Annotated in this window: 3 protein-coding genes; 2 read left to right on the plus strand and 1 reads right to left on the minus strand. The window is 73.5% G+C overall.

Annotation, left to right across the window (positions count from 1 at the left end):
- Nucleotides 1-13: 13 nt before the first annotated feature.
- Both HCN56_RS05970 and thiO read left to right on the plus strand, forming a co-directional pair.
- Nucleotides 14-2,113, plus strand: coding sequence for a type I polyketide synthase (locus HCN56_RS05970; protein WP_167968420.1), 2,100 nt, complete (start codon nt 14-16; stop codon nt 2,111-2,113).
- Nucleotides 2,110-3,198: a glycine oxidase ThiO gene (gene thiO, locus HCN56_RS05975; RefSeq protein WP_167968421.1), complete on the plus strand. Its 1,089-nt coding sequence runs from the start codon at nt 2,110-2,112 to the stop codon at nt 3,196-3,198. Before HCN56_RS05970 ends, thiO begins: the two co-directional genes overlap by 4 nt.
- A 240-nt stretch (nt 3,199-3,438) precedes the next feature.
- Here the strand turns inward: thiO and HCN56_RS05980 are convergent.
- A partial coding sequence (locus HCN56_RS05980; protein WP_167968422.1) for a type I polyketide synthase occupies nt 3,439-11,386 on the minus strand: 7,948 nt, incomplete at its 5' end.

Genomic DNA, 11,386 nt, shown 5'->3' on the forward strand with positions numbered 1-11,386 from the left:
GAAGGAAGCGACCATGAGCAACGCAGAACGGCCCGCAGTGCGGCCCGGGCTCCCCGAGGACGCCCACCCGGTCGACATCGAACACATCTACGGCCGTCTCGCCGACCGCGGGCTCGAGTACGGCCCCGCCTTCCGCGGCCTGCGTGCCGTCTGGTCGCACGGCGATGAGGTCTACGCCGACGCCGCGCTCGACGACACCTCGGGCAGCGGCGACGGGTACCTCCTCCATCCCGCGCTGCTCGACGCCGCGCTCCAGGCCGCGCTCGTGCCGGGACTCGACAGCGAGGACGGCACCTTCCTGCCGTTCGCGCTGCGCGGCGTGCGGGTCCACCGGGCGGGCGCCCGCGCCGTCCGCGTCCGCACCACTCCGGGCGAGGGCGGGGTCGTCTCCCTCGCGCTCACCGGCGACGACGGCGAACCCGTCGCCACGGTCGGCACCGTCGTCAGGCGCCCCGTCACCGCCGACCAGCTCGACGCCACGGCGCAGCGCGCGCGGCTGCTGCGCGTCGCGTGGAAGGCGGTCACGCCGCCCACCGCCGGGGACACCCAGCGCTGGGCGTTCCTCGGCACCGACCACATCGGCGTCACCGGCGGACTGAAGTCCATCGGCCACGCGTTCGACTCCTTCCCCTCGCTCGCGGCTCTCGACGCCGCGCTGATCCGGGGCAGGGGCACCCCCGCGCCGGACGTCGTCGTGGCCTCCTGCACCGACGCGGACACCCCGGTGCGCTCCGCGGCCCAGCGCGCCCTCATGCTCGTCCAGGAGTGGCTCGCCGACGAACGGCTCGCCGACAGCCGCCTGGTCCTGCTCACCAGCGGCGCCGTCGCCACCCGCCCCGAGGAGGACCTGCCCGACCTGCCGGGTGCGGCCGTGTGGGGCCTGCTGCGCAGCGCGCAGAACGAGCACCCCGGCCGGTTCTTCCTCATCGACGTGGACGCCCCCGAAGAGTCGGGCCGCGCCCTGGCCGCCGCCGTCGCCTCGGGCGAACCGCAGCTCGCCGTGCGCCGGGGCACCCTCCACCGGCCGCGTCTGGTCCGCTGCCCCCCGCCCCGGCGCGCGACCCTCATCGGCACGGTCGTCATCACCGGCGGAACGGGCGCCCTCGGCCGCCTGGTCGCCCGGCACCTGGTCACCCGGCACGACGTCGGGCACCTCGTGCTGCTCAGCCGCCGCGGCCCCGACGCGCCGGACGCCACCGCCCTCCACGGCGAACTCGCCGCGCTCGGCGCCCGCGTGGACCTCGTCGCCTGCGACGCCGCCGACCGCGCCGCGCTCGAACGCGCCCTCGCGGACATCCCCGCGCCCTCGGCCGTCATCCACACCGCGGGTCTGGTGCACGACGCCACGGCGGTGGCGCTGACCCCGCGCAGGCTCGACCAAGTCCTGCGCCCCAAGGTCGACGCCGCCTTCCACCTGCACGAGCTGATCACGGACCCGGAGTGCGCCCTGGTGCTCTTCTCCTCGGTGGCCGGCCTCGTCGGCAACCGGGGCCAGGGCAACTACGCCGCGGCGAACGTCGTCCTCGACGCGCTCGCCCACCGCCGCCGCGCCGGCGGCCTGCGCGGCGTCTCCCTGGCCTGGGGGCTGTGGGCGGACGGCATGGGCTCCGACCTCACCGACGCCGAGCTCGCCCGCATCAAGAAGGCCGGTCTCGCCCCGCTCGCCTCCGACCAGGGCCTGGCGCTCTTCGACGCGGCGCTCGCGGGTGACGAGGCGCTCCTCGCCCCCGTGCAACTGAACGAGGCGGCCCTCACCGGGAACGTCCCGCCCATCCTCGCCGACCTCGTGACCGCGCAGACGACCAAGCCCGTCGCGACCGAGTCGCTGCTCAGCCGCCTCGCCGACCTGCCGGAGAGCGAGGCGGAAGCGGCCATAGTCGACTTCGTGCTCGAAACGGCCGCGAGCGTGCTCGGCTTCGACGGCCCGGAGGACGTCGACCCCGAGCGCGAGTTCGGCGCCGTCGGCCTCGACTCGCTCGGCAACCTCGAACTCAGCCGCCGCCTGTCCGCCGCGACGGGACTGCGGCTGCCCGCAACCCTCACCTTCGACCACCCGACACCCGCAGAACTGGCCTCCAGGCTGCGACAACTCCTCCAGGAGAGCGATCGATGAACGTCGTTGTCGTCGGCGGTGGCGTGATCGGCCTCGCTGTCGCCTGGCGCGCCCAACGCGCCGGCCTCACCGTCACCGTGATCGACCCCGCGCCGGCCAGCAAGGCATCCCATGTCACCGCGGGCATGCTGCCGCCGGGCAACGAGCAGTTGTTCGACAAGCCGGAGCTGCTCGCCCTGTGCCTGCGCTCCCGCGAACTCATCCCGTCCTTCATGGCGGAGCTGGGGGAGATCGCCCCCGCCGGCTACCGGCGCGACGGAGTGCTCGACGCCGCCTTCGACGAGGAGGCCCTCGACTCGCTCGACCGTCAGATCGCCCTCCAGGAGTCGGTGGGCATCCCGGCCGAGCGCCTCACCGCCGAGGAGGTCGCGAAGCTCCAGCCGGCCTTCGGCCCGGTGCACGGCGGGCTCTTCTCGCCCGACGAGGGCGCCGTCGACCCGCGCTTCCTCAACCCGGCCCTCATCAAGGCCGTCGAGTCGCTCGGCGGCACCCTCGTGCGCCGGCGCGCGGTCCGGGTTGCGGACCACGCGGTCGTCCTGGACAACGGCGAGTCCGTCCCGTTCGACCGCCTCGTGCTGGCCGCGGGCCCCTGGACGCACCGGATCGAGGGCCTCCCCGAGGGCGCCGTCCCCGAGATCCACCCGGTCAAGGGCCACATCCTGCGCCTCACCTCCGAGACGCCCCTGTTGGGCGTCACCGCCCGAGCCATGTCCAAGGGGACGTCCCTCTACCTGGTCCCGCGCCCCGACGGCGAGCTGGCCATCGGCGCCACCTACGAGGAGGTCGGCTACGACGAGTCCGCCACCGCGAGCGGCGCCTTCGAGCTGCTGACCCGCGCCTCCGCGGCCATCCCCGGCCTCGGCGCCCTCCGCTTCGGCGGCATCAGCGCCGGGTTCCGCCCCTGCTCGCCCGACGGCCTCCCCCTCATCGGCCCCAGCACCCTGCCCGATGTGTACCTCGCCACGGGACACGCCCGCATGGGCGTCCAGCTCGCGGCCGTCACCGCGGAGACCCTCACGGCCCAGCTCACCGGGACCGAACCGCACGCCTCCACCGTGCCGTTCAGCCCGCTCCGCCTGAGCTGACCCGCGACCACCCGGCTGAACGCCCACCGGAACGGCGGGCCCGGCGGTGCCCTGCGCACCGCCGGTCCCGCCGTTCCCGTTCCGCGGGTCCAGCCGTATGTCCGGCCGTATGTCCTGCCCGATGTCCTGCCGCGCCTTCCGGGACGGGCCGCGGAAGCCGGAAAGCGGAGAAGGAGGTTCCCCGGGCTCAGGCCCGGGGAACCTCCTTCTCCGTCGTGGACGGGCGGTGCGGTGGGGAAGTCAGGAGACGGGCACGCCAGCACTCAGGGTTCCGGTCGCGTTCTCGGTCCAGGAGTGGTCCGTCTCCGCACGGGACCTGATGGTCAGGGCGCGTCCCCCGGTCCTGTCCTCCGGCCCCAGGATCATCTGGATCAGCGCCGCGCTCCGGGAGCCGAAGGTGATGGGGGCGTTCAGGACGAGTTCGGCTATCTCGTCGAGATCGGCCGTCACCGCCGCGTGCAGGGCCAGCTCGATGAAGGCGGTGCCCGGCAGGATCACGGTGCCCATGACGACGTGGTCGCCGAGCCACGGGTGCCCGGCCAACGACACCCGCCCGGTGAACAGGTGGCTGCCGTCCGGCAGTTCGGTGGACGTGGCGAGCATCGGGTGGCCGGAGGACTCAAGACCGAGACCGGCGGGCGAGCCGGTGCGCGTCGGCGCGTCGAGCCAGTAGCGGCGGCGCTGGAAGGCGTAGGTGGGCAGCTCGACGCCGGCCACTCCGGCCCCGGAGAAGAACTCCTGCCAGCCGACGGTGACACCGTCCGCGTGTGCCTGGGCGAGCCCGCGCACCAGGCTGGTCGCCTCGTGGCGGTTGCGGTCGAGCAGCGGCACGGCGGTCCCGCCGGCCTGGGACAGCGCCTCGCGGGCCATCGAGGTGAGGGTGCCGTCGGGGCCGAGTTCGATGAAGTGGCGGACGCCGTGGGTGTGGAGGGTGCGGATGCCGTCGTGGAAGCGGACGGCTTCGCGGACGTGGCGGACCCAGTAGCCGGGGGTGGTGAGCTGCTGGGGGTCGGCGAGCTGTCCGGTGAGGTTGGAGACGATCGGGATGGTGGGCGGCTGGAAGTCGAGGCCGGTCGCGACGCGTTCGAACTCCGTCAGCATGGCGTCCATGTGGGGGGAGTGGAAGGCGTGCGAGACGGTCAGGCGCTTGGTCTTGATGCCCTGTTCGGCGAGGGTCGCGGCGATTTCGGTGACGGCGTTGTCGTCGCCGGAGATGACGGTGGAGGCGGGTCCGTTGACGGCGGCGATGGAAACTTGGTGTTCGCGGCCTTCGAGGAGGGGTCGTACCTGTTCCTCGGTGGTGCGCAGGGAGATCATGGCGCCGGTGGCGGGGAGTGCCTGCATGAGGGTGCCGCGGGCGGCGACGAGCCGGCAGGCGTCGTCGAGCGACAGGACGCCCGCGATGTGGGCGGCGGTGAGTTCGCCGATGGAGTGGCCGGTGAGATAGTCCGGGACGATGCCGAACGATTCGACCAGGCGGTAGAGCGCCATCTCCACGGCGAAGAGAGCGGCCTGGGTGAAGCGGGTTTGGTTGAGCAGGCTCTGGTCGTCGTCGAAGATGACGTCCGTCAACGGCCGTTCGGCCGCGAGGTGGACATCGAGCCCGGCGCAGACCTCGTCGAACGCGGCCCGGAACACCGGGTACGTCTCGTACAGCCCACGCCCCATGCCGGAGCGCTGCGCGCCCTGGCCGGTGAAGAGGAACGCGGTCCTGCCGGCCTCGGGCTGGGCGCGCTGGTGCTCGGCGGCGCGGAGATCCGCGACCAGCTCCTCGTGGGTGGAGCCCACGGCGACGGCACGGTGCTCGAAGGCGGTGCCGCCGGAGGCCACCAGCGCGTGGGCGATGTCGGTCGGGCCGAGGTCCGGGTGCGCGGCGACGTGGTCGAGCAGGCGCGTGACCTGGTCGCGCAGAGCCTCCCCGGTCTTCGCCGACACCAGCCACGGGACCGGCCCCCGCTGCGCGGCCCGGGCGGTGTTCCCGTCCACCTGACCGTCCGCGCCGGCATCCGCCGTGCGGATGGGCGCCTCTTCGAGGATGAGGTGGGCGTTGGTGCCGCTGATGCCGAACGAGGAGACGGCGCCCCGGCGGGGGCGTCCGGTCTCGGGCCAGGGCTGCTGCTCGGTGAGGAGGCGGACGTTGCCGCTGGTCCAGTCGATGTGCGGGCTGGGCTCCGCGACGTGCAGCGTCCTGGGCAGCGCGCTGTGCCGGATGGCCTGGACCATCTTGATCACGCCGCCGACGCCGGCCGCCGCCTGCGGGTGTCCGATGTTCGACTTCAGCGACCCCAGCCACAGCGGCTGGTCGGGGGCGCGGTCCTGGCCGTAGGTGGCCAGCAGCGCCTGGGCCTCGATCGGGTCGCCCAGTGAGGTGCCGGTGCCGTGGGCCTCGACGGCGTCGATCTCGCCGGTGCCGAGCCCGGCGTTGGCCAAGGCGGCGCGGATGACGCGCTGCTGCGAGGGGCCGTTCGGCGCGCTCAGGCCGTTGCTCGCGCCGTCCTGGTTGACGGCGGAACCCCGGATCACGGCCAGGATCGGGTGCCCGTTCGCCTGCGCGTCGGAGAGCCGTTCGAGCAGCACCATGCCGGCGCCCTCGGCCCAGATGACTCCGTCGGCCGCGGCCGAGAACGACTTGCAGCGGCCGTCGGCGGCGAGGCCGCGCTGGTGACCGACCTCGACGAACATGCCGGGGGTCGACATGACGGTGACGCCGCCGGCCAGGGCGAGCGAGCACTCGCCGTTGCGCAGGGCCTGCGCCGCCTGGTGCAGGGCGACGAGCGAGGAGGAGCAGGCGGTGTCGACGGTGACGGCCGGGCCTTCGAGCCCGAAGGTGTAGGCGACGCGCCCGGAGGCGACGCTGACGGTGCTGCCGGTCAGCAGGTAGCCGCCGAGCCCGTCGTCGCCCTGGAAGAGCCGGGGGCCGTAGTCCATGGCGGTGGCGCCCATGAACACGCCGGTGTCGCTGCCGCGGAGCTGCTCCGGGTCGACCTTGGCGCGTTCGAGCGCCTCCCAGGAGGTTTCCAGGAGGAGCCGCTGCTGCGGGTCCATCGCCGTGGCCTCGCGGGGGCTGATGCCGAAGAACTCGGGGTCGAAGTCAGCCGCGTCGTAGAGGAAGCCGCCCTCGCGTGCGTAGGTCTTGCCGGGCGCGTCGGGGTCCGGGTCGTACAGGTTCTCCAGGTCCCAGCCGCGGTCCTCGGGGAACGTACCGACCGCGTCCCGCCCTTCGGCCACGAGCTGCCACAGGTCGTCCGGCGTGCTGACGCCGCCGGGGTAGCGGCAGGCCATGCTGACGATGGCGATGGGCTCGTTCGCCGTGGACCGGGTGGCCCGTGCGGCGGTCGGCTTCGGGGCGGTGGCCGCCTGCTGCCCGGTGTCGGCGAGCGCGGCCCTGATGTGCTGGGCGAGCGCCGTCGAGTTCGGGTAGTCGAACAGGACGGTCGACGGCAGTCGCATCCCCGACGCCTTGTTGAGCGCGTTGCGCAGCTCCACGGAGCTGAGCGAGTCGAAGCCCAGCTCCTTGAAAGGCGTCTGCGGGTTGATGGCGTCGGGCGAGCTGTGCCCGAGGACGGTGGCGATGTGGCCGCGGAGGAAGGCGAGCAGAATGCGCTGCTGCTCGGGCTCCGGGTGTCCCGCGAGCGACTGCCGCAGGCCGTTGGACTCCTGGTCCGCCCCGGTGTGCTGCGTCGCGGCGGGGATCGGGGTGCGGATCAGTCCGCGGAACACCGGCGCGACGGGCGTGGACGTGGCGGTGGCGCGGGCGCGGAGGCCGGCGAGGTCGAACGTGGCCGGAATGAGCACGGGCTCCGGCGCGGTGAGCGCCGCGTCGAAGTGCGCGAGTCCCTCGTCGGCCGCGATCGGCAGGAGCCCGGTGCGGCTCATCCGGGCCCGGTCCTGCTGTTCGAGGGTGTCGGCCATGCCGCCCGCGGTGTCCGCCCAGACGCCCCAGGCGAGGGACTTGGCGGGCAGCCCGGACGCGTGCCGGTGCCGGGCGAGCGCGTCGAGGAAGCCGTTCGCCGCCGCGTAGTTGGACTGTCCGGGAGCGCCGAGGGTGCCCGTGACGGAGGAGAAGAGGACGAAGGCGTCCAGGTTCCTGTCGCGGGTGAGGCGGTGGAGGTTCCAAGCCGCGTCGACCTTCGGGCGGAGCACGCCCGACAGCCGTTCGGGGGTGAGGGCCGCGGCGATGCCGTCGTCGAGGACTCCGGCGCAGTGGATGACGGCGCCGAGCGGGTGCTCGTCGGGGAGGGAGCCCAGGAGGGAGGCCAGCGACTTCTCGTCGGCTGCGTCGCAGGCGGCGACGGTCACCTTGGCGCCGAGCGCGGCGAGGTCGGTGACGAGGGTGCTCCCGTTCTTCGGGCCCTTCCGGCTGGTGAGCAGCAGGTGCTTGACGCCGTGGGCGGTGACGAGGTGGTGGGCGAGGAGCCGGCCGAGGCCGCCCGTGCCACCGGTGATCAGGACCGTCTTCTCCGGGTCGAACCGCGCGGGCTCGGTGGCGGCGTCGCGGTGGGCGAGGCGCGGGGCGAGGAGCCGTCCGGCGCGGACGGCGACCTGCGGCTCCCCGCTGGCCACGGCGGCCGGGAGCGCCTCGACCGAGCTCTCGGCCCCGTCGAGGTCGACGAGGATGAAGCGGTCGAGGTGTTCGGCCTGGACGGACCGGAGGAGTGACCAGACCGCGGCACCCGCCAGGTCGACGGGCCGGTCGTCCGGGCCGGCGGCGGTGGCGTCGCGGGTGAGGACGACCAGGCGGGCGTCGGGCCGTTCGTCGTCGGAGACGATCCGCTGCACGAGGCCGAGCACGTGCCGGGTGAGCGCGTGGGTGGCCCGCACCGGGTCGGCGTCCTCGCGCGCGGCGCACCACGCCACGAACACCTCGGGTTCGGCTGCGGCCCCGCCGTCGGCCAGCGGGAGCGCCACCGGGTCGGCCAGCAGCGCGAGGTCCGCGTTCCCCGGAGTGCCCGTCTCGGCCCACGTGGCGACGAGGGCTCCGGAAGCCGCGTCCTTCCGGACGGGGAGGGCGGCCCAGTCGAGCCCGTGGAGCCGGCCGGTGCCGGTGGCACGCGCGGCGGCCAGATGCTCGGGTGCGACCTCCCGCATGGTGAGGGAGTCGATCGTCAGCACGGGCGTGCCCGCGGGGTCGGTGATGGCCAGCGAGGCCGTCTCCGTCGCGGTGCGGGTGAGGCGGACGCGGAGGGCGGCGGCCCCCGTGGCGTGCAGGGAGACGCCGCTCCAGAAGAACGGCACCCGCACGGAGTCCGCGGCGGCGTCGCGCCCGAGCGCGCCCGGCTGGATCGCGGAGTCGAGCAGGCCCGGGTGGATGCCGTAGGCGCCGGGGGCGGCGCCCTCGGGAAGTGCCAGCTCCCCGTAGGTGGTGTCGCCGTCCTGCCAGGCCGCGCGCAGGCCGCGGAAGCGCGGCCCGTAGTCAAGGCCCGCGTCGGCGATCCGGCGGTAGAACTCGTCCATGTCGACGGGCTCCGCGCCGGCCGGGGGCCAGACGGCACCGGAGAGCGCGTCGTCCGCCACCGTGTTCGCCACTGTCGCCGGAGTGTCCGCGTTCCGCGGGCGGTCGGCGAGCCATCCGGAGGCGTGCAGGGTCCACTCGCTCCGTGACGGCGCCTCCTCGGGCCGTGAGTGGACCGTGAGCGGACGCCGTCCTGACTCGTCGGCCGGCGCGATGAGCACGCGGAGCTGGACCGCGCCGTGTTCCGGCACGGCGAGGAACATGTGGTGGGTCAGCTCGTCGATTCCGGCGCAGTCCACGTGCTCCGCCGTGTGGAGGAGCAGGTCGACGTAGGCGGCACCGGGCAGGATCAGCGCCCCGGTGATCGCGTGCTCCGGTATCCAGTCGGGCTCGGTCGCACTGATGCGGCCGGTGAAGAGGTGCCCGCTGTCGGGGAGTTCGACGAGCGTGGTCAGCACGGGGTGGCTGGTCGCCGCCAGCCCCGACGCGCTCGCACGTGCCTCCTGGCCGGCCTCGGGGCGCGACGTCTCCAGCCAGTAGTGCTGGCGTTGGAAGGGGTAGGTCGGCAGGCCGGGGGACGAGACCGGTGACGTGTCGCCGAGTAGCCGGGTCCAGTCGATGGGGATGCCGCGGGTGTGGGCGGTGCCAAGGGCGGTGAGGAAGGTGTGCTGTTCGTCGCGTTCGCGGTGGAGGACGGGGATGAAGGTGGCGTCGGTGTCGCCGTGTTCGGTGAGGCTGTCCTGGGCCATGGTGGTGAGGGTGCCGTCGGGGCCGAGTTCGATGAAGTGGCGGACGCCGTGGGTGTGGAGGGTCTGGATGCCGTTGTGGAAGCGGACGGCTTCGCGGACGTGGCGGACCCAGTAGCCGGGGGTGGTGAGCTGCTGGGGGTCGGCGAGCTGTCCGGTGAGGTTGGAGACGATCGGGGTGGTGGGCGGCTGGAAGTCGAGGCCGGTCGCGACGCGTTCGAACTCCGTCAGCATGGCGTCCATGTGGGGGGAGTGGAAGGCGTGCGAGACGGTCAGGCGCTTGGTCTTGACGCCTTGTTCGGCGAGGGTCGCGGCGATCTCGGTGACGGCGTTGTCGTCGCCGGAGATGACGGTGGAGGCGGGTCCGTTGACGGCGGCGATGGAGACGTGGTGTTCGCGGCCTTCGAGGAGGGGTCGTACCTGTTCCTCGGTGGTGCGCAGGGAGATCATGGCGCCGGTGGCGGGGAGTGCCTGCATGAGGGTGCCGCGGGCGGCGACGAGCCGGCAGGCGTCGTCGAGGGACAGGACGCCCGCGATGTGGGCGGCGGTGAGTTCGCCGATGGAGTGGCCGGTGAGGTAGTCCGGGACGATGCCGAACGATTCGACCAGGCGGTAGAGCGCGGTTTCGATGGCGAAGAGGCCGGCCTGGGCGTACTTCGTCTCGTGCACCAGTGGCTGGTCTGCCGCGAACAGCAGGTCCCGGAGGGGCTGATCGGCCGCGAGGTGGACATCGAGCCCGGCGCCCGCCTCGTCGAACGCGGCGCGGAAGACCGGCTGGGTGTCGTAGAGCCGACGTCCCATGCCGGAGCGCTGGGAGCCCTGGCCGGTGAAGAGGAACGCGGTCTTGCCGGATCGGGGTGTGCCCTGTACCACCGCGGGCGAGGGGTTGCCTTGCGCGAGTGCGTCGAGTGCCCGCGCGAACTGCTCGGTGTCGTCGGCGACGAGCACGGCGCGGTGCTGGAAGAGCGTGCGGGTGGTGGCGAGTGCGTGGGCGGTCTCGGCGGGGCGCAGTTCGGGGTTGCGCCCGAGGTGGGTGTGCAACTGCCGGGCCTGGTCCCGGAGGGCCTGCTCGTTCCTGGCCGAGAGCAGCCACGGCACCGCGGTCACCTCGGAGGCGAGCTGCTCCCGCTCCTCCTCCGTGTGGGCACGGACGGGCGCTTCTTCGAGGATGATGTGGCTGTTGGTGCCGCTGATGCCGAAGGAGGAGACGGCGGCGCGGCGGGGGTGGTCGGTCTCGGGCCAGGGGCGCTGCTCGGTGAGGAGCTGGATGTTCCCGCTGGTCCAGTCGATGTGTGGGCTGGGCTCGTCGACGTGGAGGGTTTTGGGGAGCGTGCCGTGGTGCATGGCCTGGATCATCTTGATGACGCCGCCGATGCCGGCCGCGGCCTGGGCGTGTCCGATGTTGGACTTGAAGGAGCCGAGCCATAGGGGCTGGTCGGGGGCGCGGTTCTGGCCGTAGGTGGCCAGCAGGGCCTGGGCTTCGATGGGGTCGCCGAGGGTGGTGCCGGTGCCGTGGGCCTCGACGGCGTCGATCTCGCCGGTGGTGAGGCCGGCGTTGGCGAGGGCGGCGTGGATGACGCGCTGTTGGGAGGGGCCGTTGGGGGCGGTGAGGCCGTTGCTGGCGCCGTCCTGGTTGACGGCGGTGCCGCGGATGACGGCCAGGATCGGGTGCCCGTTCGCCTGGGCGTCGGAGAGCCGTTCGAGCAGCACCATGCCGGCGCCTTCGGCCCAGGCGACGCCGTCGGCGGCGGCCGAGAAGGACTTGCAGCGGCTGTCGAGAGCGAGGCCGCGCTGGCGGCTGAACTCAAGGAACATGCCCTCGTTCGCCATGACGGTGGCGCCGCCGGCCAGGGCCATGGAGGATTCGCCGTTGCGCAGCGACTGGCAGGCCATGTGCAGGGCGACGAGCGAGGAGGAGCAGGCGGTGTCGACCGTCACCGCGGGGCCTTCGAGGCCGAAGGTGAAGGCGAGGCGTCCGGAGGCGACGCTC

Source organism: Streptomyces lonarensis (assembly GCF_012033735.1).
In the GTDB taxonomy this organism is placed as follows: domain Bacteria; phylum Actinomycetota; class Actinomycetes; order Streptomycetales; family Streptomycetaceae; genus Streptomyces; species Streptomyces lonarensis.

Excerpts from the sequence above, each read along its gene's own strand:
- HCN56_RS05970 (WP_167968420.1), top strand. The coding sequence starts at position 14 with ATGAGCAACGCAGAACGGCCCGCAGTGCGGCCCGGGCTCCCCGAGGAC.
- thiO (WP_167968421.1), top strand. The coding sequence starts at position 2,110 with ATGAACGTCGTTGTCGTCGGCGGTGGCGTGATCGGCCTCGCTGTCGCC.